Origin of the sequence: Paenibacillus sp. 2RAB27 (genome assembly GCF_052115445.1) — a bacterium.
In the GTDB taxonomy this organism is placed as follows: Bacteria; Bacillota; Bacilli; order Paenibacillales; family NBRC-103111; genus Paenibacillus_E.
On the sequence record NZ_JBFRGR010000037.1, the window covers coordinates 20,108 to 42,783 of the forward strand.

General features: G+C 44.4%; 18 protein-coding genes. All 18 read right to left on the bottom strand.

All coding sequences use genetic code 11. The features are described 5' to 3' along the window. Positions 1-53 precede the first annotated feature (53 nt). The 18 genes from AB4114_RS30270 to AB4114_RS30355 all read right to left on the bottom strand — a co-directional run bounded on the left by AB4114_RS30270 (position 54) and on the right by AB4114_RS30355 (position 22,432). On the bottom strand, positions 54-1,067 hold the full coding sequence (locus AB4114_RS30270; RefSeq protein WP_441991733.1) for a hydroxyacid dehydrogenase: 1,014 nt from the start codon (positions 1,065-1,067) through the stop codon (positions 54-56). Positions 1,068-1,109: 42 nt separating this feature from the next. Beyond that, positions 1,110-2,042, bottom strand: coding sequence for an AraC family transcriptional regulator (locus AB4114_RS30275; RefSeq protein ID WP_441991734.1), 933 nt, complete (start codon positions 2,040-2,042; stop codon positions 1,110-1,112). A 248-nt stretch (positions 2,043-2,290) separates the two neighbouring features. After that, a complete protein-coding gene (locus tag AB4114_RS30280; protein WP_441991735.1) occupies positions 2,291-3,793 on the bottom strand; it encodes an extracellular solute-binding protein in 1,503 nt (500 codons plus the stop codon). Between the two features lie 104 nt (positions 3,794-3,897). Next, on the bottom strand, positions 3,898-5,706 hold the full coding sequence (locus AB4114_RS30285; protein ID WP_441991736.1) for a cache domain-containing sensor histidine kinase: 1,809 nt from the start codon (positions 5,704-5,706) through the stop codon (positions 3,898-3,900). After that, a complete protein-coding gene (locus AB4114_RS30290) occupies positions 5,693-7,255 on the bottom strand; it encodes a response regulator (RefSeq protein ID WP_441991737.1) in 1,563 nt (520 codons plus the stop codon). The genes AB4114_RS30285 and AB4114_RS30290 overlap by 14 nt, the downstream gene beginning before the upstream one ends. Before the next feature lie 131 nt (positions 7,256-7,386). Further along, positions 7,387-8,283 (bottom strand): carbohydrate ABC transporter permease, encoded by an 897-nt coding sequence (locus tag AB4114_RS30295; RefSeq protein WP_441991738.1) that lies wholly within the window; start codon positions 8,281-8,283, stop codon positions 7,387-7,389. Continuing rightward, positions 8,283-9,236, bottom strand: a complete 954-nt coding sequence (locus AB4114_RS30300; protein ID WP_441991739.1) for an ABC transporter permease — start codon at positions 9,234-9,236, stop codon at positions 8,283-8,285. Before AB4114_RS30300 ends, AB4114_RS30295 begins: the two co-directional genes overlap by 1 nt. A gap of 475 nt (positions 9,237-9,711) precedes the next feature. Further along, entirely contained in the window at positions 9,712-10,800 is a 1,089-nt protein-coding gene (locus tag AB4114_RS30305; protein WP_441991740.1) for a GerAB/ArcD/ProY family transporter, read from the bottom strand. Between the two features lie 24 nt (positions 10,801-10,824). Next, positions 10,825-11,031 carry a hypothetical protein gene (locus AB4114_RS30310; RefSeq protein ID WP_441991741.1) on the bottom strand — a complete coding sequence of 69 codons (207 nt, stop codon included), beginning with the start codon at positions 11,029-11,031 and terminating at the stop codon, positions 10,825-10,827. Between the two features lie 12 nt (positions 11,032-11,043). Then, positions 11,044-12,222, bottom strand: a complete 1,179-nt coding sequence (locus AB4114_RS30315; RefSeq protein WP_441991742.1) for a Ger(x)C family spore germination protein — start codon at positions 12,220-12,222, stop codon at positions 11,044-11,046. 5 nt (positions 12,223-12,227) lie between these two features. Then, positions 12,228-13,796, bottom strand: coding sequence for a spore germination protein (locus tag AB4114_RS30320; RefSeq protein WP_441991743.1), 1,569 nt, complete (start codon positions 13,794-13,796; stop codon positions 12,228-12,230). Positions 13,797-14,067: 271 nt separating this feature from the next. Beyond that, positions 14,068-14,358 (bottom strand): hypothetical protein, encoded by a 291-nt coding sequence (locus AB4114_RS30325; protein WP_441991744.1) that lies wholly within the window; start codon positions 14,356-14,358, stop codon positions 14,068-14,070. A 902-nt stretch (positions 14,359-15,260) separates the two neighbouring features. Next, complete coding sequence (locus tag AB4114_RS30330; protein ID WP_441991745.1) at positions 15,261-15,524, bottom strand: HPr family phosphocarrier protein; 264 nt, start codon at positions 15,522-15,524, stop codon at positions 15,261-15,263. Beyond that, entirely contained in the window at positions 15,521-17,260 is a 1,740-nt protein-coding gene (gene ptsP / locus AB4114_RS30335; protein WP_441991746.1) for a phosphoenolpyruvate--protein phosphotransferase, read from the bottom strand. The genes AB4114_RS30330 and ptsP overlap by 4 nt, the downstream gene beginning before the upstream one ends. A 17-nt stretch (positions 17,261-17,277) precedes the next feature. Beyond that, positions 17,278-18,435, bottom strand: coding sequence for a mannitol-1-phosphate 5-dehydrogenase (locus tag AB4114_RS30340; protein WP_441991747.1), 1,158 nt, complete (start codon positions 18,433-18,435; stop codon positions 17,278-17,280). Continuing rightward, positions 18,432-18,869 (bottom strand): PTS sugar transporter subunit IIA, encoded by a 438-nt coding sequence (locus AB4114_RS30345; protein WP_441991748.1) that lies wholly within the window; start codon positions 18,867-18,869, stop codon positions 18,432-18,434. The genes AB4114_RS30340 and AB4114_RS30345 overlap by 4 nt, the downstream gene beginning before the upstream one ends. Before the next feature lie 24 nt (positions 18,870-18,893). After that, positions 18,894-20,933: a BglG family transcription antiterminator gene (locus tag AB4114_RS30350; RefSeq protein ID WP_441991749.1), complete on the bottom strand. Its 2,040-nt coding sequence runs from the start codon at positions 20,931-20,933 to the stop codon at positions 18,894-18,896. 65 nt (positions 20,934-20,998) lie between these two features. Next, complete coding sequence (locus AB4114_RS30355) at positions 20,999-22,432, bottom strand: PTS mannitol transporter subunit IICB (RefSeq protein ID WP_441991750.1); 1,434 nt, start codon at positions 22,430-22,432, stop codon at positions 20,999-21,001. Positions 22,433-22,676 lie beyond the last annotated feature (244 nt).

The window sequence follows — 22,676 nt, forward strand, 5'->3', positions numbered from 1 at the left end:
GAATAACCATTCTTCAGCCTCCTATCAATTAGTAGTGCCGTAGTGCCGCATCTTCATGCCAAAAAGGAGAGCTTCACCGGATCGATGCGACCTTCCATCGGGACACCTTGAACCCATCTTTCCCATTCGTCTGTTATGAATTTACCGATCTGCAGCAAGCCATTATTGACCGCACCTGCAATATGACCGGTTAGCACCACATTTGGCAGCGTGCGAAAAGGGTGATCTGAAGCCGGCGGCTCAGGTTCCGTCACATCAAGGCAAGCAAAGAAACGGCCCAGCTTCAGATGTCGGATAAGAGCTTCCTCGTGAATGATGGAGCCCCTCGCTGGATTGATCAGAATGGCATCATCCTTCATTAAACCGAGTCTGTCCTCATTAAGTAGCTGATAGGTCTCCGGTATCTCGGGTGCCATGACCGCTACCACATCTGCTGCGGCTAGCAGCTCCTCCAATGGAACTAGCTTAGCCCCCAGCTCCGCTGCTTGAACTTCCGTATAGGTAGGATCACTAAGGAGAATCTTTACATCGAAGCCTTGCAGAAGCTTGATGTAATGCCGTCCTGCATGACCAGCTCCTATTACACCTATCGTTATCCCGAACATTTCCCTTATTCGGCTTCTAACCGAATCCTGCTGAAAACCCCACCAGTCTTTATTTCGCGTGTAATCGATAATCTGCCACATATTTTTCAAAGAAGCGATAGTAAGCCCTAGCGTTGTTTCCGCCACCCCCCTGCTGAGCATCGAAGCGGCGCCAGTCACCTGGATTCCCCGCTCCCACAACTCTGGAGTAACTACAGTTTTTACAGATCCGGCAGCATGAAGCAGTGCCCGAAGATCAGGTGCTTCTGCAAGAAGTTCACTGTCCAGAGGGGGACAACCCCAGGAAGTAATCACAGCGTCAGCCCCTTGGATCAACCGTTTCACCGTTTCGGGGGATGGGTTTCCTTCTTCCTGATTCAGGGTCACTCTTCGGGAGAGTCTGCCCAGCTTTTCTAATTGAGAGGGTGTGAATACTCTTCGGGTTATGCGCATGCCCGGAATAATTGCAAGATGTAAAGTCATAAGCTCTTCTCCTTTCACACGACTGAAGGTAAACGGTTTCATTTAGTAACTTGCTTTTTTCTCATTCGCATATCGAAACTGATATTCAGAAGGCGATTGCCCCGTCTGCTTCTTGAAAGCCTTACTGAACGAGTGAATCGATTGATAGCTAAGTAACTCAGCCACGCGGGTTACTGTGTTATCCTCATCATGGAGAAACTGCATAGCCATTAATATCCGTCTCTTCGAGAAGTAAGCTTGTAGACTGGTGCCCATCTCTTCTCTAAATACATGAGATAAATACGAATAGCTATAGCCAAGAACATCCGCAACACTACTAAGTTCCTTCAAGTCCAAAACTCGTTCATTCATGTATTGAACCGCACGCTCAGCAATCTCCCTTTTGCCTCCAATGGATGGAACCATATGGTCAGATGTATCGATATTACGCTCCACTTGTCCCAAGTAATTGCGATATGCCGCAACCAATATCTGATTTACATAGCTTCCAGCCATCAATAGCAGGTGACGATTTTCGTACCGAATCTCTCTAAGCAATTGATCGAATAAGTCCGCTAACCCCCAGTGGTCCCTGCGGACTGGATCTTTCTTCTCCAAAAGCACGCTATTCATACAAGCGAAGGGATGCTCACCTCTCTCCGAATCATGAAGCTCAAACCGGATGTAACAGATCTGCAGCTCGTCGGTATCTTTTGAGGAGATCATGCAAGTATGAACCGGCATTCTAACCAGGCAGTCACCCTTCCGAATCTGGTATACGCTACCATGAATAGATACGACACCAGATCCCTCTGTCACATACCCTATATCCCAAAACCGATCCTCATGAGGTCCTTGAAACCCGATTGTATCCCGAAACAACCGACGTTCTCCAACCTGCCAAAGGGTGAAAAAATCATAAACAAAAGGTTCCTTCAACCATGCAACTTCCGGTAAGGTCTTATTATGCCGATATGTAAACAACTGGTAGGCCATTCCGTTCCCTCCCCCATGACTTTACTTAGGTGATGGCTCACCTGTTCTAACTCTTATTTTCGTAAAAACTGGGCATTATTGAAATGATGCAATCTTATGATAAACAAGAAAATCTTACGGTTTTGTGAAAACGGTTTCTCTAGTTCCATACAACCGACTCTTAACCTCCCTGATTCCTATTGCAAAAAGGGGCAGTTCCCGAACCGCAAATACATGCGTTTCGGAGACTGCCCCTTTACCGAACTTATTTATTTTTTAGATTTTGCGTACCAATCTGTTACTTCTTTAATCACGTCGTTTCCGCCATCATTCTTCCACTGCTTCACGAAGTTATCGTAGCCGTCTAGCTTTTCTGCTCCTGCGAATACCTTGATAATGTAGTCATTCTCGGATTTAGTGAGCTTCTGGATATTAGTTCCGAGCAGAGGAAGCGGTGGCGCGAAGATCAAAGGATCTTTCTTGCCAAAGGACATCTGCTTCTGAATTTCCTCGAAGGTTTCATACAGCACCGGGTCCTTACGGACCCTCAGCAGCCAAAGGTCTTGGAACACTTCCGGATTCGTTGAGGTCAGGAACCAGTCCGCATTACCGCGCTCATCATTAAATTTCGGAAGAATAGGGAACATCTTTCCGTTCTCTTTCTTGAAATGAACGCCTTCCTCACCGACAGATAAATTTTGGAACAGCTCAGGCTGAACCTTTAAATCTAGGTATTTCATTGCCTCTTGCTTGTTTTTAGAAACCTTAGGAATGGCAATATACCAGCTGATTCCTCCACCTTGAATCATTTGAGCTTGCGTTCCGTCCTTACCCTTAAGCCCCGGTATTAGCGTGATCTTAGCGGTAGGGAAATTTTTCACCATCGCTGTTGTTACGGCTGGGGCCATCCCCCAGCCGTAAGGAATGACGGCTGCTTTGCCGCTGGAGAATTTCTGTTGAACTGTAGCCGCCTTGTTCACGGGCCATTCTGGATCCAAAAGACCCTCGCTGTAAAGCTTACTCATAAACGCCAGGTATTCCTTCATCCCCGGATCGTCAAGGCGGTTAACCAGCTTTCCATCCTTCTCTAACCACTGAGTCGCAATGCCAAAGGCACCGGAGATTTCTGTGATCACACTCTCAAATCCCGCAAACGGAATCATGTCCTTCTTCTTTTCTTTAATGGCCTTCAACAGCTGATAAAATTCATCAAGACTAGTCGGCACCTTCATACCTAACTCATCAAGGATATCTTGGCGTATAGCCAAAGAGCTGCCGACAAAGCCTCTTGGATGTCGTTCTGGAATCCCGTATATCTTACCGTCAACCTTGGCCGCTTCGAAGGACTCCGGCGTATTTATCTTCGCAAGTGTCTGTCCATAATTCTTCAGGAGATCGTCTAATGGTTCAAGTGCCCCTTGAGAGGCAAGCTTCCGATATTGGGAACCTGATAGCTTAAGAATATCGTAAGGCTCCTTATTCGCCATTAACAGGTTCAGCTTGTCGTCAGGATTTTCCAAGGGCAGCGTTTCATATTTTACCTTGTAGCCCGTCTTTTCCTCCAACATCTTCGCAACCGGATCTTGATTCGTGTCAAAGTTTCGTTGGAAACCAAGCTGCCTTAGCTCGGGTTTAGGAGCATCCACCTTGGCAGATGCGCTTGGGCTTGTCCCAGTTGTCCCGGTACCAGAGCCTCCATTATTAGCACCGCAGCCAGTTAGGGCTGCAACAGCTAATGAAACACATATTGACATGGAAATAAGTTTCTTCATCTAATCTCCCCCGTATACTTATACTTGAGAGGATCTAACCTCTCTTCGTTCACTATACCATGGGTCCGTTCATTGGTATTTGTCAGAAGATGCTCTCTATGTTGTCAGGATACGCCTTCTGACGGATGTTTCATGGCAGGGAAACGAATCGTCACCTTAGTACCTAGACCCTCTTCGCTTTCATAAGACAATCCAAACGAATCCCCGAAATAAAGCTTGAGCTTTTCATTGACGTTCTTGATTCCATATCCTGCTCCTTGGTCACCTGTCAGCAGTCTCTTCATCTTTTCCTCCGTCATGCCAACCCCGTCATCTTCCACGATAAATAGCACCAGACCGTCGCAAATTTGGCCTGATATTCGAATCAGACCCCTTTTGTTTTCCTTCTCCCGAATCCCATGTAGAATAGCATTTTCCACAATGGGCTGAAGTACAAGCTTCACTGTCGTCATCTCCAGGATCTGTTGCTCCACCTCTATGGACACTTTAATACTTCCAGAAAACCTTTTGTTTTGAATATCTAGGTAAATCTGAACATGAGCGAGCTCATCATCAATCGAAATAACATCTTTTCCCTTACTCAAACTTAACCGGAAGAACTTTGCCAATCCCCCTACAAGGTAGCTGATGTCCTGGGCCTTATGCTTCATGGCCAACCAATGAATCATATCCAGTGTATTGTATAAGAAGTGAGGGTTAATCTGGGCTTGCAAAGCTTTAAGCTCGGCATTCTTCTTTCGGACCTCTTCCTCATATTTCTCCATGATGAGACGCTTGATGTTGTCCGTCATCCGGTTGAAGTTAACCTGTAGAATACCTATTTCATCCTTACTATCCACGGAAATACGTACGTCCCACTTTTCCTCTTCGAACCTCTTCATCTGCTGGATGAGTAGACTGATTCTTCTTGTGATCCCTCCAGACATGAAGAAGGCCATTATTGCCGCGCTAACCGTAGCTAAGATGAACAGCAGCAGCATATAGCTGGCTATTTGGTCGCTGTACTGCATCATTTCCTCATGTGGAATGATGGCTATTAGCCGCCAATCCGTCCCTTCCACCTTCTTATAAGTAACGAGGGATGCTTTGCCATTAACCTCTAGGTTCTGATAGCCACTATCTCCGCTTCCCTTAATAATCTCCTGGAAATATATCGTTGAAGACAAACTTTGACCGATCGTTTTTCTGTCCAAGCCCGAAATGACATTTCCTTCACGATCAACCAAGTAAACCTCTCCACCATCCGTTATTTCCGTTTGCTTGATGATCCGGTAGATACTATCCTCCAGAACATCCATAGAAACGAGGCCAAGAACGTCCCCAAAGAAGCCCTGAGTTTGCAGGGTGCGCATACAAGAGATAATCTGTTGAGAACCCCTCTGATCCTGATAGTCATGGCTATACGTGGAACGGCAGTACAAACCACCATTCTGCTCAAGTACCAGCTTAAACCACCAAGTGTCCTTGAAATTCTTCATATTAAAAATCGTGCTATTTTCCTTGGCGAATATCCCGGAATCGTTAACAAACAAACGGATGCTGAAAATTTCTCTGCTGTTTTGAGCTGAACGTACCATATCCAGGAGCCGGTTGTAATCGTCTATCTGTTCGGCTAATGGATAATTAACAGGGGACTTCAGCAAAATGTGCTCCAGCTCCTTATTCATAAACAGCATGCTGGAAACGTCCTTCACATTGTTAAGCTTATATGTAATGAATTCGTTAGCTTGCTCGAAAGCACGATCCGTGGATTCTGCGACTTGCCTCTCTATCATCTTAGTCGTCTTATTATAGGAGAACAATGTAACGGCTGCTATGGTTATAGATATCAGCAGCATGTAAGAGAGAAGGAGCTTATATTTAATTCTCAGGTTCCGTAAATATCCGGTCGCAAGCCATTTATTGAGTTTCATGGCGCACTTCCCTATATTCAGATGGCTTGAAGCCCGTAAGCTTGCGGAATACCTTGGCAAAATAATTCGGATCTGTATATCCGACCTTCAGCGCAATCTCATATAGCTTTAAGCTTCTGTCCTTAACCAAATGCTTTGCCTTCTCAATCCTGACTTGCGTGATGTACTCATTAACAGCAATCCCAAGCTCTTTCTTGAATATCAGACAAAAGTAGGTCGGTGTTAAAAAAACCTGCTTGGCTATCATATCGATGGATATTTCTTCATGATAATGATTATGAATAAAAGCAACAGCTTCGCGTATGACTGCCTTGTCTGGCTGAGTCCCGAGATGAGCTAACCCATCCCTAATCGCTTCTAACTGGCTTTGTAGAAAATGGGCAATCGAGTCGAGCTGTCCATTTGCAAATAATCTCCATAATTCGTCGTTATCCAGCTCTGTGATTGCTTCCAAAAACACTTTGGTTAAGATGATATACAACTTAAAGAGTCGCTTGCGAATCCACTCAATGGAAGATGATTCCAACCTTCTCAGCTCGAATACGACTTCCTGTATCAGTAAGGACGCCTCTTCGAATTCCTGACGTTGTAGATGCTTCTCGAATCGGAGAAAGGTATCCTTCTCATGAATCAGTTTCGGCTTCGCTCCCCGACCTGTGTGCTCATGAAGAATTGTCGTATTCCACCCCCTATAGAAGCTAAACTGAAGCGCTTCCGAAGCTTGCTGTACCGAGCCAATTATAGCTTCAAGGCTCCCTACCGTTCCTCCTACACCTGCCGAAAGACGGGTTTGTAGCTCATTCCGTGCATAGGTCGATAACGCATTCATCATCAGAACGATGGTTTCAATTTCCTTCCCATCCGCCAATTTAAATACAGCAGCAAGTACATGATCATATTCGCAACACAAGCCATCTAAGCCGTAAGAACGAAACATTTCCTCGAGTTTCTCTATGAGAGGCATATTTAATCTGCGGTCTTCACCCATAATCATGCAGCATACATAGCGGACATCGCCGGAACTGATAGAGTGGATGGCAAGCCATTCCTTCTCCAACTCCTTAACCGAGCCGGTGCCTGCAAGCAAGGCTTGTAAGGCCTTCCCTGATAAGAAAGGTCTGGACTTGATCACTTGGCGTTCCATGTCCTCCAGCAGCTCTCGATTCCCCCGCTCTTGTCTGCAAGCCTCTGCTGCCATAACCAAAACCTCTTGAAGCTTATCTAGGTCAACAGGCTTTTCCACATAATCAACGGCTTGAAGTTGAATCGCAGATCTTAGATATTCTACGTCTGAATAGCCGCTTAGAAAAATGATCTTGCAGCCAGGCACCTTGTCTTTAATCCCTTTAGCCAATCCAATCCCATCCAGATGGGGCATTCTTACGTCGCATAAGGCGATATCCGGCTGAAGCTTAACAGCCGCCTCAAGCCCTTCCGCGCCATCCTCTGCTTCCGCTACAACTTTCATCCCCAGTTCTTCCCAGGGGATACAAGATCTAAGACCTTCCCGGGTAATCTCTTCGTCGTCTACAATCAGCACTTTTAGCATAACTGGCCTCTTTCCTTTCCTGCTATGTCTTCGTATGATATCTGCGGAACAGGCAAAGGGGGTGCCCCCATAAGGCACTCCCTCTTATCCATCTATTCTATCAAATTAGATAATGATTGCCACTTACAAAATCAACCTTTTACTGATCCTACAAGTACTCCCTTTACGAAATACTTTTGCAGGAATGGGTATACACACAAGATTGGAACGGTAGCTGTAATGATAGAGGCAGCTTGAACAGCCTCCGGACTTCGGTTAAGGTCCTTGCTGATGTCGATCATTCCCGACTGGCCAAGCACATCATTGGTAGCTGCGATCAATTCCTTGAGATATAGCTGCATTGGCTTTAAGTCCGGACGGCTAATGTAAACCATGGCGTTAAAGTAACTGTTCCAGATCAGAACCGCATAGAAGAGAGCAACCGTCGCTAACACTGGCATCGACAACGGAAGCACAATGCTCCAAAGAATTCTCATGTTGGAAGCTCCATCCAATTTGGCCGATTCCTCTAAACTATCCGGCAACCCTTCAAAGTAATTTTTGATCAGCAGCATATAAAATACTTGGATCATACCCGGTAAAATCAGTGACCATAAGGAGTTGATCAGACCCAGATTTTGCATAAGCAGATAATTGGGAATCAAACCGCCATGGAACAGCATAGTGAACACATACAGCAGCAGGATAGCCTTTCTTCCTTTAAGACCGGGCTTAGAGAGCGGATAAGCTGCCATCGTGGTCATAATGAGCGAGAGTGCCGTATAGGTTACTGTAATAAATATGGTTATCCGGAAGCTGTTCATAAATTGACTGTTCCCAAGGACCAATTCGTACGTTCCGATTTGGAAATCTACGGGGAAAATCGTGACCAGTCCAGAGATGACAGCCGCTTCGCTGCTGAAGGACTTAGCGAGCACGTTTAGGAATGGGAACAGCGTGGCCATGCCTAATAGTATGAAGAACAGGTAGTTGCTGATATAGAATATACGCTCACCTGTAGATGCTTTGATCGAAGTCTCTTTTGCCATCACCAGATGCTCCTTCCCAAATATTTTTTGCATAAGAAGTTACCAAGAATGACAAGGAGGAAGGCAGTCACCGATTCGAAAAAACCGACCGCAGTCGAGAAGCTGTAGTCCGATGTTCCTATCCCTACACGGTAAACATACGTCCCAATCGTATCTGCAACACTATATACCACGGGATTGTACATAACTAAAATTTGCTCTGTACCTGCTTCCAGTAGTTGACCCATTTTAAGGATAAACATTAACGTGATCGTGGGGATCAGGCCTGGCAGAGTCACATGGAGCATCTGCTTGAGTTTATTAGCTCCGTCCATTTTTGCAGCTTCATATAGCTGCGGATCAACCCCGGCAATTGCGGCGAGATAGATAATAGTTCCCCAACCCACCTCTCTCCAACCCTCCGACAGTACTAGCAGTGGCCTGAAGTATCCGGCGTGCATGAAGAACGGTATGGGATCACCGCCGAGCTTAACGATAACAGCATTAATGATACCACCATTGACTGAGAACATATTGATGAACAAACCACCAACAATGACCCAAGAGATAAAATGCGGAAGGTAAATGACAGATTGTACGACTCTTTTGAAAGCCATCTTCCGAACCTCGTTTAAAAGAATGGCCAAGACGATAGGCGCCGGGAACAGAAAGATCAGCTTCATTACACTAATAATCAAGGTATTCGATAATACACTTAGGAATTGATCATTGACGAACAGCCGTTTAAAGTGCTTAAGACCGACCCATGGACTCTCGGATATCCCACTGAAAATATTGAAATCCTTGAAGGATATGATCAACCCAGACATGGGGGTGTACTTAAATATGGCCAGAAACAACAGTCCCGGCACGAGCAGCAGGTACAAATCCCAATCCTTCATAATATCTGCAAAAGCCCTACTCCTTTTATTGACAGCCCGTGATTTCGGTTCCACCTTCATTGGCAATTGCATACGCTCCATCCTTTCCTGAACAAGTTCTATTCGTATATCCTTATTTTAATTGGAATGGAAACGCTTTTTTAATATCTTAATCTTATGATTAGGGAGAAAATCTTATGGTATTTCAGAAATAATCCCCGATATCTGGAACAGTTGTGGATTAAAGAGCTGCTGGTACACAAAAAGAGCGGGATGCTTGTTTTTACCAAGTATCCCGCTCTTTTTGAGTTGATATTAAGCATTTAACTTCTCGCAAAAAATTACTTTCCGATTTTAACCTCTCCAGATAGCTCCTCAGTTAGATTAATCAGTGGATGACAAGTTATTAGCTGGTTTAGTTGAATAGCAAAAAAGGACCCTGCAACGGGTAGAGTATCTAAGTTTTATATTTTAAAGGGGGCGACCTTTATTATAGGGATCTAAGAAACACCCCCTTTTGTATTATAATCCGACTTGTTAGTAGAGTGATAATATAAATTTCTGACTCTTAACCACTTTTCCTGGGACGCTTTTTTATTATGGAAGCAACTAAATATATCAGTGGGATACACTCAATGCATAAGGCAAAGTTTGGCCAGATTTTTTGAATAAAATGGTTCAATTCAATTATGTTTTTGGACATATGCATGGCAAGTGCAACCATAATTGCGCCCAATGAGAAAGAAAGCGGTCTGGAATCTTTTAGCTTAAGCAGCTGTGAGATCATTAGCGTCGAAATGTAGAGCAAAACGCTGATTTTTATAAATAGACTTGATAACCAGATCGCCACGATAATGGGATCCAAATTTTCCAAGAAATCTCCGATCCGAATGAAACGAATCATTTCCAGCACAGGATAGGCCAATTCCCCAGAAAATTTCGATCCGAATAACAAGTGACATAACACGAGATTCGTTTCGATAAAAAAAAGGCTTATCACCATTGCCCAGGTTAAAGAACGGAATGTTTTTCCCGAATTGGCTATCCAAGGAAAGATAAAAAGAATCAAAAACGATTCTCCGAACCATGGAATAAACGGATACGATTCATGAAAAAGGCTCCCAGGGTTAATATGGGTGATAAACGCTATCACGCGGTCTGTATTCATTTCCTTACCAATTAAAAATGGTGTGATCCCAGCTATGGCGAAAATGATGAAAAAAAATCCCGACGCACAGCGCAATATAGCTTCCAGGCCAGATCGGACAGCGATTGAAACGACAAAACCAAACAAACCGGCGATCACCCATTCTGGCGTCGTAGCCAAGTAGATCTGAACCATGAAATCAGCAAGTTCCCGCAGTATCAGGCTCGCCAGATGAATAAAGAAAAAGCTAATTACAATCATTATGATGATATTGGGGACCCGTCCAATTAGTTCCTTCCCGTAATGAACGATAAACTCGCTTTCCTTCCGCTTGGCAAGGGTAAAAGAAATGAAAGTTATAAGCATTCCTCCAATGGCAGCAAGTAGGAGGGCTAACCAACCTTGATAACCGGCTGATGAGGAGATGGGGCCTATCAGAAATCCTGTTGTCGTAGAGAAATGAAAGAGAATGAACATCAATCTAAGTTGAAGCTGGGTAATACGCTGCATAACAGCCATCTCCTTACTAACACGCTATAATTCATAAAGGCTGAAAACATATTTAATCAGCTGGTTAGGACTTGGCAGATTCTGAAAAGAGTAGACGGCCATGACATACACATAAGCGACAAATATGCTGCAGCCTGTGATCCAGAAGGTTCTTTTTTTCCGCCCAAGATGCTTTAAAAAGTTCCATTCAAACATGAAAATCCCTAGAAATACGATTGTGATGATAATCATGGTCACCCTACCCTAACTGTTGTGCTGACGTATGATTGAATTTCTTTCAACCCCAGTTCTTTTCACGTGCACATTGGTATCAATGACGAATGTACACATTTTATAATCCACATGCCATTGGTCCTTATGCTTACTCCATACTTGTGGGTACCTCCAATCCAGATGTCGGCCAAATTGAAATACATCGACTCCCATATCCTGGGTTTTATAAAGAGTTCTCGCAATCCGACGCTTCAGTTGCTCAGAAAGAAGTTCCTGGATGCGAATTATTTCCTTCGGGTCTGTCAGATCCATGTCCGATTCCGAGGAATAAATATCATCTTCCGCTTCAATTTTGATATGAAAGCCGATTTTCTCTCCGTCGATGAAAGGTTTGATCGAGGCTCTAGAGGATAGAATAATAAAACTCATCGGTTTTCCGTCGCTCGGCGATTTCAACGAAATCAGTGAGCTTTTCATTCTCCCCTTTAACCAAAGCCCCACTCGCATCCCAGTGACGTCCAAGGTACCTATCATTTTTCCCATTTTAAAAAGCGCTGCCCCGTCAGTCCCGACCCATGTACTTTCTTTTCCCTTCTCACTAAGCAACTTAGTTTGTCCAATGGTAAGAAGACCGGCAATCATATCTCCTCCCGACGCCGAAGCCTCTAAGAAATCCTTCACATTGGTATCCAAGGTCACCTTTCTGTTCGCGAACTCTCGGAGCACTTCTGCTGGAAGCCTTTCAAAAACGGGGGTTAGCTTGGTAACGTCCCTTGCCTTCCCCGGAGCAACCATCAGATAACTTTTCGTATGAAAGTTCGGTTCACGAGCCACAAATTCCAAAAGCGAATCTATCCCGTATTCCGCCGCTTGTTTACCTACTACAATAACACGGCAATGTCCCCAAGTTATTTCTCTCGAGAGATCTGAACGGATTTCCCGGATGGCGACGGGAATGCTTTCAGCGGTTTTTGTCAAAATGGTATACGGGTTTCCACCAGATGGCTCCCCCGGGGATTGCCCTCCGCCCATTCGATTGGGCAAAGGAAAGCCCAGAGATACCTCATAGCTGCCATTATCAGAACGGTCTATGTACATGCCTGTCACGAAAGCACGGTCATTGACTTCAATTCTGGACCAACAGCCCGTTATCATCAGTAAACTGGAGAACAGTAAAAGAAGCCCTATGTGCTTCATTCGTAATTGCATCACCATTAATCACCATCATCATCTTTAAGTATTCTCGTACGTGGTTTAGGATTTTGCCTTTGATTATTTTTGGTTCCGTATAGTCTAGGCCTATTTTTCATCAGCCAAAAGGGGGCGCGGACCAGCACATCCTTCCAATCGCCAAAAACGATAGGTGCCGTTGGAGACAGATAAGGCGTGCCAAAGGATCGGAGTGTGACTAAATGCAAGTAGATCATAATGATGCAAAGAATAACGCCGTATAAACCAAAGCTTGCCGCAAGGAACATCACAGGAAACCGCAGGAGACGGAACGTCAAAGCAAGATCGAAATGTGGGATGATGAACGAAGCAATCCCTGTTATGGAGACTACAATGACCATTGGAGCAGATACAATACCTGCCTGCACAGCCGCTTGCCCTATAACCAATGCACCAATAATCGACACTGTCTGACCTATTGGCTTGGGGATACGTAATCCCGCTTCCCTAAGTGCTTCGAAAACGATTTCCATAATGAACGCCTCTACAATAGCAGGAAAAGGAACATGTTCACGGGCAGCTGCCACCGTCGCCAATAGATTAGGAGGGAGCATCTCCGGGTGAAACGTAGTTACCGCAATATAGATCGAAGGTAACAGAAAGGACACCAACAAGAATAAATATCGAATCCATCGAATCCATGTCCCTGCAACGAATCTTTCATAATAATCCTCTGCCGATTGAAGAAGCATGTATATGGTAACCGGGACGATGATGGGAAACGGTGTTCCATCTACCAAAATTGCGACTCTTCCTTCAAGCAGTGCCGCGCTTAACGTATCAGGCCGTTCTGTATACTGCACTTGAGGGAATGGTGAAAAAGGATTATCCTCAATGAATTCCTCGATATAGCTACTACCAAGTACTGCGTCAATATCGATTCCGGCTATTCTGCTCTTTACTTCATCGACCAATTTCTTTTCACAAATATCTTCGATATAACAAACAACAACGGAAGTTTTAGAATAGGTACCAAATTGATAATGCTCCATTTTCAAAGCCTGGTGCTTAATAATTTTGCGGATCATTGTAATATTAGTCGTCAAATCTTCGACAAATGCCTGTTTGGGACCTCGAATGACGGTTTCTATTTCGGACTGCTCAATCGATCTTTTCTCCACCGATTTCATCGGAAAAAGGATGATTTCCAGCTCATTATCGATAAGAAAAATAATTGTGCCATCAAAAATACGTTCCAATGCCTTGTTCACATCTGTGGTGGATTCAATCATCGAAACCGGAAGCTGCTTCATAATTGCTATTTTATTCAACAGCTCATTTGCAGATAAAGATGTTTCTTCAAATAAAAGAGGTGAAAGTATTTGTTTCTGAAACTGATTTTGATCGATCATACCTTCAATGTAGATGAACGCACAGGCAATACCACTTGGTAATAGGATCTCATAGAATTTAATGTCTGTGTTGTGATTCAACTGTTTGCGGAACCATTGGAGTCTTGCCGTTAAATCGTTGTCAATAATTAGCGGGGGGGCTGCGTAGGTCTGATCAGTGAGTAGCCCTTTTCGCTTCTTAAACCAGTTATGAATAGGCATAACTACTCCTACTTGGATTTTCTTGGTATTTTCCCTTAGAACATGTAATTTTATACACAAGTCTTTGAATTACGATTAATTCGTTGAATAGCAAAAAGAAACCCCAAGCAACAGGCTACGGGTCTAAGTTTTATATTTAAAAAGGGGGGCGAATTTTAGGCTTGATTCATTAATGCCACATGAAAATAAGATTTCAATCTTGTTACACTCACTTAACTTCTCTATGGGGTTAATCCCTTCTATAAAGAGCAATCATTTATAAAGGGTTATTTTACTTAAATGTTTTAATTTTAATTATTCGCTTTCTTTGCACAATTGTTTTGCGGATTGTTTCAATAAATTTAAAACATATCCAAAGAAAAAGATTGTTATGAATGACAGCCATTTTATAAGTGGGATACCTTCCATGAATCAATGATTTATGTAGTTCATCTATTTCTCCTTTATCATTCATTAATAAAATAGTATCTTGGTTTTCTTTCACAATCTCATAGATTTTATATGCAGTGAAAATATTTAAATCATTATAGTATACATCTTGCGCTGGTGTCACATAAGACAAGAATCTGCACATCCTTTCTTTTTTTCTATTATGATTATTCGCCTTTCCACTCAGCAACAAGAAGACGATAAAGTTTTAAATCGTAACTTTCACGCAGAAGCGACCGATGCAAAGTGGGTCAATTAGACGAGCTCACTCGAGTTGTAATATATACCTTACTAGAATAGCATGCTTATCAAAAATTGTGTATTAGTTTTAGGAAATAAAAAAAAACGAACCCTACGAGCTCTCGAGTGCCCCACCACCCCAGTTAAACTGCCCGTTAAAGGCAACCGATCGGATGGCCAGCAAAAAAGTCTCCGACCCTATCCCATAAAACAAAAAAACCGCGATTTACGCGGCCTCTAATGAGATAATGTTCTTGTCACCCGACAATTATATTAGGGGAGGAGGAGGAAGAAATTCGGACAATGTTCTTGTTATCCGACATTTTTAACCGTGTTGTTGTGTGTGTGATGGTGACCTCAAGGGCTATCTGGAAAGGTTTTCTTATTTACGATAGATAAAGAAAAGTATAAACGTTGTTGTTAATCTAGGTTCCAAAGACCACCATGTTTTCCAAGTTGAACGTGCCCAGATTGGAAAACATTATCAGCACCATAGTCATAGTCACAGAAAAAGCAAATTGACCGCTATGTCTCACATCGCGATCCTGAAACGCAGCTTAGCTACGGGTAGCCCCGATATACACGTAGTGGCAAGGGAACTTGGAACAACGATTTGGATCAGCCCACCTTCCTTAAGGAGATTATGCATCTGTCTAAACCCGATGTACTCCGCTGGAAGTCCACCGATTGGGTATCCGGTGAATGGAACGTTCGAAGTGATTAAAAGAAGCCAACAAGCTTGCGCCCCGTTAAAGCGGCATCTACTTGCTGGCTCTATTTATTTACACGAATTGCTTATTCTTCAAAAATATGAATCAGCAGCGCTCCAAGCTCTTGAATGGCTTGCTCCTCTTGCTCGCCGTCCACTTCCAGCGTCACTTCATCGTTCTGTTGAATGCCAAGCGTCAACATACTTAGCGAGCTTTTGCCATTGACCTTTTTCTCTCCCTTGATTACACTCACTTTGCAGGGAAATGTGCCTACCTTTTGAACGAACACTTTTGTGGGGCGCGCATGAAAACCGGATGGATTTAGAACCGTAAATGTTTGAGATATCATGTTAGATCACTCCTTGTCTTCTGTTCTACAAATTGGTTGATTTGGGCTTGACTACTCATTGCTAAAATCTGCTGCGTGTAGCTTGCCCACTCCTGATATGAGATTTCTTTCAATAATGCTCTGGCCGGCAAAATCGAGCTGGCACTCATGCTGAATTCATGTAGTCCCATACCGAGCAAAATCGGAATCGCTCTTTCATCTCCGGCCATTTCTCCACACATACCAACCCATTTGCCTTCCTTGTTCGCAGCTTGAATGACCATCTGTATTAACCGAAGAATGGATGGATGACAAGGTTGATACAAATAAGAAACCGTTTCGTTCATCCGATCAGCAGCCATCGTATATTGAATCAGATCATTCGTTCCGATACTAAAGAAATCGACTTCTTTGGCTAAGAAATCCGCCGCTAACGCCGCTGCCGGCACTTCAATCATAATGCCGACCTCTATGAGGTCTGATACAGGAATGCCTTCTTGTATAAGCTTGGCTTTCTCCTCCAGAAGCAATTGTTTGGCCGCTTGTAATTCCTCCACAACCGCAATCATGGGGAACATAATCTTTAATTGTCCATAGCTGCTTGCTCGCAGAAGCGCTCTTAACTGCGTACGAAAGAGATCCTTTTGATTCAAACACAGCCTTACCGCACGTAAGCCAAGAAATGGGTTGCTTTCTGCGGGAAGCTTCATGTATGGCAGTTCTTTATCTCCACCGATATCAAGGGTTCGTATGACTACTGGTTTATTGTCCATACGCTCCAATACATGTTTGTAAACCTGAAACTGCTCTTCTTCACTAGGCAGAGTTTTGCGACCCATATATAGGAATTCAGTCCGGAATAAACCAATCCCTTCCGCTCCGTTAGCCAGCACCTTCTGCAGATCTTCCACACTTCCGATGTTGGCCGCAAGTTCTACTCGATGTCCGTCTGCTGATAGGGTCGGCTGATCCAGCAGCTTGCGCAGCTGGGCTTTACGCTGGTCATAGTACGCTTTACGAGCCTGATACGTCTCGACCTCTTGTTCATTTGGAGCAATGAGCACAACACCCTCGATAGCATCAATAATTATCTTTGTCCCCGTGACGATCTCAGCTGCGATTTCTCCTGCACCAACGACGGCAGGCACCTCAAGGGAGCGAGCCATGATCGCAGAATGCGAAGTACGGCTGCCGACCTCAGTAACAAATCCAAGCACATAGTCGAGATTTAATTGTGCTGTATCCGATGGCGTCAAATCTTCAGCGATCACAATGCAGGGCTCATTAATAGCCGCGATGGCTTCAAACGATACACCTCGAAGCTTACTCATAATACGTCCTGTGATGTCGCGGACATCAACCGCACGCTCACGGAGCAGTTCATTATCCATGGCGCTGAGCACTTCAATGAAGCTGTTAGCAACTTCATGCAGCTTGAATTCAGCATTCATGCCTTCGTCTTTAATACCTTCAATAATGGCATCTATATAATCAGGATCTTCCAGTAACATGAGGTGGGCCTCGAAAATTTCCGCTTTTGCCGCACCCATCCGCTGTTCGGTCAAATCTTTGATCTCTACCAACTCTTGTTTGGCTTCTTCCACAGCATTACGGAAACGATGTATCTCTAGATCCCTATCGACCGCCTTTCCAGCTACAGGCACGTAATGGTCATTATTTATTCGAAAAGCTTTTGCCAGCGCAATGCCGGGGGAAGCAGCAATGCCGGATAGACGTCGGGTTAACATTTTAGCCATGAGGGAACTCCCCTTTCTTAAGAAACCGCAGTTTGTTTGAATTGCTCATAGTGGGTCAGGATGAACTGGTGAATCTGGTGGTCTTTATCAATGGTCGTATACTTGGAAATGGCTTGTGTAATGCCAATATCTCGCAAATCAGCTTGAATTTCAACAGCTTCAGGATCCGCCGAATCATGAAATAAGAATGCAGCAGCCATCACCATGGTTAAATAAGTAGGGGACATACCTAGTTCATAAGCCTGTAAAGCGGGTCTGACTAGCCGATCATTGGCGGATAATTTACGAATCGGCGATCTCCCTACACGTGCCACTTCATCAGTCAGATAAGGATTAATAAATCGGTTTATAATTTTATCGATGTAAACCTCATGTTGAGCAAGCTCAAAGCCATGCTTCTTGATCAGCAGGGATCCGGTCTCTTGCATAACATGCCGAACCAATGAGGCAATTTGCGTGTTTGCCATTGCTTCTTGAATCGTCACAAAGCCTTGTAGATACCCAAGATAAGCGGCGCTGCAGTGCCCTGTATTTACCGTAAACAGCTTGCGCTCGATGTAGGGTTCGAGATGCTTCACATAATGGATGCCTTCAATCCGGGAGAAGTCCTCCATCATTTGTGATTCATCCACAACCCATTCAAAGAATGGCTCAACGGTAACTTGAAGCGGATCTTCGTTATGCTGAAGTGGAACGATTCGATCCACAGCAGCATCGGGAAAAGCGACAGCAGCATCCGCTTTCGCACGATGTTCTTCTCCTAACAACGCATATACATGCTCTTTGAGCAGTGTACTTCCACCAATTGCATTCTCACATGCGATGATGTGAAGCGGCGCCTCTCCTCTTTCGATCCGCAGTTCGATCCCTTTGGCAATTCCGCCTGCAATATGCTTCAGTATATTAACGCCCACGGCTGTTGTCACCAGATCCGCCTTCGCAACAGCTTCAGCTACGTCCTCTATATGTTTGCCGTTGATTGCCGTAACACCTGAAACCGTGAAGGTCTCTTGCGCTTCATTTGCCAAACGAACCGTATAGGATTTTCTCTCCCGTAGCAACTCAACCAAGCTATCATTCACATCTGAGAAGGTCACCTCATAACCGGCTTTGGACAAAATTAAACCAATGAATCCTCTTCCGATATTTCCTGCTCCAAAATGAACGGCCCTCATGATTCTATCCCGCTTTCAAAAATCTTCACCATTTCCTCTGGCGTCGATGCTTTCATAATCATTTCAATATTCTCGTCTTCGGAGCAAACCATCGCAACATTTGTCAAAATATCCAGATGATCATTTCCGGCGGCTGCAATCCCAATTACCAAGGTCGCCTTCTCCCCATCCCCGAAATCCACACCGTCTGGAATTTGAACTATGGACAGTCCTGTTGAGACAATTAAGAATTTGGAATCCTGCGTACCGTGGGGAATAGCCAGACCATTACCCATATAGGTGGATAAGGTTTGCTCTCTCTCCAGCATTTTATCGATGTAAGCTGCTGATGCATGACCGGCGTCTACTAATAATTGCCCGGCCATTCGAATCGCGTCGAATTTATCTTTTGGTTTCGCATTCAGTTTTACTTTTTTGGTTGATAAGATATTCATTACAGATCTCTCCCCATATCCGATTTATTTTTTATTTTCTAGAAAAATAGCAAGCTCTTGGGATAAATAATGCTTGATCTCCGTCTGGCTGCCCGATTTCAATAGTTCGATCATCTCAGGAATCAAAAGGAAAGAGCTTATCTCACTAAGCACCTCCAAGCTTTCCTTGGAAAGCTCCTGAGGACCGAGCATAAGCAGCAGTTGTCTCACGTCTGATTTCATTCCACGTTCTAACGGCAAGTCTTCTGTTAATCGAAACAACGTGAAGGAAGGCTTCTTTACCTGCTCACTTCGAATGTGAAAAAGTGCAAGACCTGTATCAGGGATCACCTGAGTGCTCAACTTTTCCCTTGCAAGCAGAAGGTCAACGATAGGCTCTACATCTTCAATTACTCCAGATTGTCTGACATAACCGCATATAACCTTCAGTGTCTCTTCTAAACCTTTAAAAACTTGCTCAATGTGATACACCATAAATGGATCAATAATGTTAACAATTTCATTAATGTAGAGCTGCGTTCGATGCAATCTATCTGTGGAATCTAATTCCGGCTGCGACGGGCTGGATTTACCAGACTCTTTTTGCAGAGTCACGTTTTGAATAAAAAGCCTTAGCTTCTCAGCTTCATCTCTCGTTAATAGCGGACTCAACTTCATATATTGATCGGGCTTGAGCGGTAAATCTACGGTCGATATAATCAAATCGTATTCCTTCTCAGGAATACGCGCTGCTTCAAACCATGAAGCATGACCGATGATATCGATTTGCGGAAGCTCCTTCGTCAGGCGTACAGCCAACATTTTGGACGTTCCTATACCGCTTGTGCAGACTAAAATAGCCCTCACATTACGTTTGAATTGTTTCTGTCTCTCAATCGAAGCACCGAAATGCATAACCAGAAAACCTACTTCTTCATCCGGTATCGCAATTTCCGTGATGGTTGTATTAACCGACTGCCTAATGGCATCGAACAGGATTTCATAATCTTTTTTAATTTGTGTCAACAGCGGATTGCGAATCGTCGCTCCTGCGAGAAGCCGCTTAATCGCTGACTCCAAATGGGTGAGCAACCCTTCCCGTAAGGAACGATCGTCACTGAAAGGCACTCCCAGACTGCTTTCCATCCTGCGGATCAGCTTCCGCACCATTCCCATATAGCTTAACTCATCTATGGGTAGCAGCTGATTAGGATGCGGATTTGATTTGGGTTTGAGCAGGTCGGCCATGTAGGAAATTTCAGATATCGATAAGGTTATCGGAATGACATTTGTCAGCTGATCAATGGTATGGTTCAGCAGCTTGCTTTGACCAAGCGAATGATGTTCAGGATGATTTTCAATTTGTCTGCCTAACTGAATTCTGGCAATAGCAATCGACAGCTGAATGAGCAGATGCGTATAATCCGCCTCGGATAACTCGCTTAAGCCCTCATCTTCGGCATCCCACAAGGCGGCTTCTACCTTCGTAAAGTTTTCTTTGCCTATCAGCTCTAGCAGGCGCTGCGTTACCAAGGAGTGCGAGACGACGCTTTTACCAAATAGATCCGATTCATCAAGACCATTTTTGGCAAGTTGAGCGATCATCCTGCGTTTATTCCCCTCCGTACCGCTCAATTCAACGCCATAGCCTCTTTTGCGCACAAGGGTCAGATTAGACTTCTTGACCCAGCTTTCCAGCTCATCGAGATCGTGGGTGATCGTCGGAACCGTTACAGCTAAATCATGCGCCAAGGTGAATAGCTTGACGGGCTCATCTTCCTTCAGAAGTGTACAAAGCAGCATCAGCCTTCGATCTTCTGCTGAATATTCTACTGTCATCCGGCCATACAGCATGCGTCGAAACGCTTCAAGTTTCTCAGGCTCCGCTTGGAGTTGAATGCCTTTACCCGATTTCTTTTGCAATCCTAGTCCATACGCTGCCAAGATCATCTCCAGCTCGGACAGTTCTCTGTGAACGGTCCTGGTGCTTACATTAATTTCGGCAGCAATTTCCCCTGCTGTAATATCATCCCTTTGATTCATTAACAGCTCAATAATTTGACGATGCCTGTTGGAGAGGCTCATGATTATTCTCCTCACGAACAAAATGGAGATAACGCCGGCAAAGTGCCAGCGTTAGATGGGGGTATTTAGCTCAATCGCTTTACAAGTTCATCATATTCCGGACTTTTCATGAAATTCTCGATCGAAATATGTTCAGCTTGCGGAGCTTTATTACGTGCTCGATCCGTTAAGGATTTATGTGTGATAACGATATCTGCATCAGATGGAATTTCACTGATTGCGGTGTTGACGACCGTGACGTCGACAGCCGCTTCTTTCAATTTCTTTCTTAAAATAGAAGCTCCCATTGCGCTTGAACCCATGCCTGCATCACAAGAGAACACGATTTTCTGTACGTCTGCTGCCGGTTTCGATGTGGAACTAGCCACTTGTTGTTCTGCTGCTGCAGCCGCTGGGGCTTGCTTCATTTCTTTCATTCTTGCTGTAGCTTGTTCCAAATCCTCGCTTTCCGTTTGCTTCGATGTTTTCAACAACAAAGCGCCAACCGCGAAAGAGACAATCGTAGAAGTGATTACGCCAGTGAAAATCTGCAGCATACCACCTTTCGGAGCCATAGCGATGTAAGCAAAAATGCTTCCAGGTGAAGGTGGTGCAACCAGACCCGCATTGAAAAGGGAAAACGTGAACGTTCCCGTCACGCCGCCTGCAATTACAGCAAGAATGAGACGCGGATTCATCAGAATGTAGGGGAAATAGATTTCATGAATCCCGCCAAAGAAATGAATAATGGCAGCACCCGGAGCGGAGAGTTTCGCTGCACCACGTCCCACTACCCAATATGCAAGCAGGATGCCAAGTCCCGGACCCGGATTCGACTCGAGCATGAATAAGATCGACTTCCCTGTTTTGGAAGCTTGATCCAGCGCAATAGGACTCAGTACACCGTGATTAATCGCATTGTTCAAGAAAAGCACTTTTCCCGGTTCAATCAGTACGTTGGCTAGCGGAAGCAAGCCTGCATTGACTAAAGCTTGCACCCCGGAAGCAAGGGCTTTGCTCACAACCTGTACCGCAGGGCCAACAACGCTGTAAGCCAGAACAGCAAGAATTGCCCCTATGATACCGGATGAGAAATTGTTGACGAGCATTTCGAAGCCTGATTTAATTTTACCCTCAATCGACTTATCGAACTGCTTGAGTACCCACGCGGCAAACGGACCTACGATCATTGCCCCCATGAACATCGGGATGTCGGTTCCAATGACGACCCCCATTGTCGTTACGGCAGCGATGACACCGCCGCGCGTTCCGTGAACCATCGTCCCTCCCGTATACCCGATTAGGAGCGGAAGTAAATAAGTAATCATTGGACCTACGAGCTTAGCCAAATATTCATTTGGAATCCAGCCAGTAGGAATAAATAAAGCCGTAATCAGTCCCCAAGCGATAAATGCCCCAATATTCGGCATCACCATGCCGCTTAAGAAACGACCGAAACCTTGTACTTTCACCCGGATTCCACCGGAAGATACTTGCTTTTGTGCAGCACTCGCACTCATTAGGATAACCTCCCTTTGTTTATTTCATGTTCTTATCGTAATGCAAAAGCGCTTACATATTCAATCAAATCAAAATGTCTTTTCGTCATGAATAATGTTGACATCATTTTAACCTGCCGATGGAGTGAAGAAGGTCATTATATTCCATAGAATTACTTCATTATCCTCCCGTTACTTTAACGGTTAACGGCAGCCGATCGAATACCGGCTGCCGTTGTGTTGTGCATGAACTATAGTTCTTCGT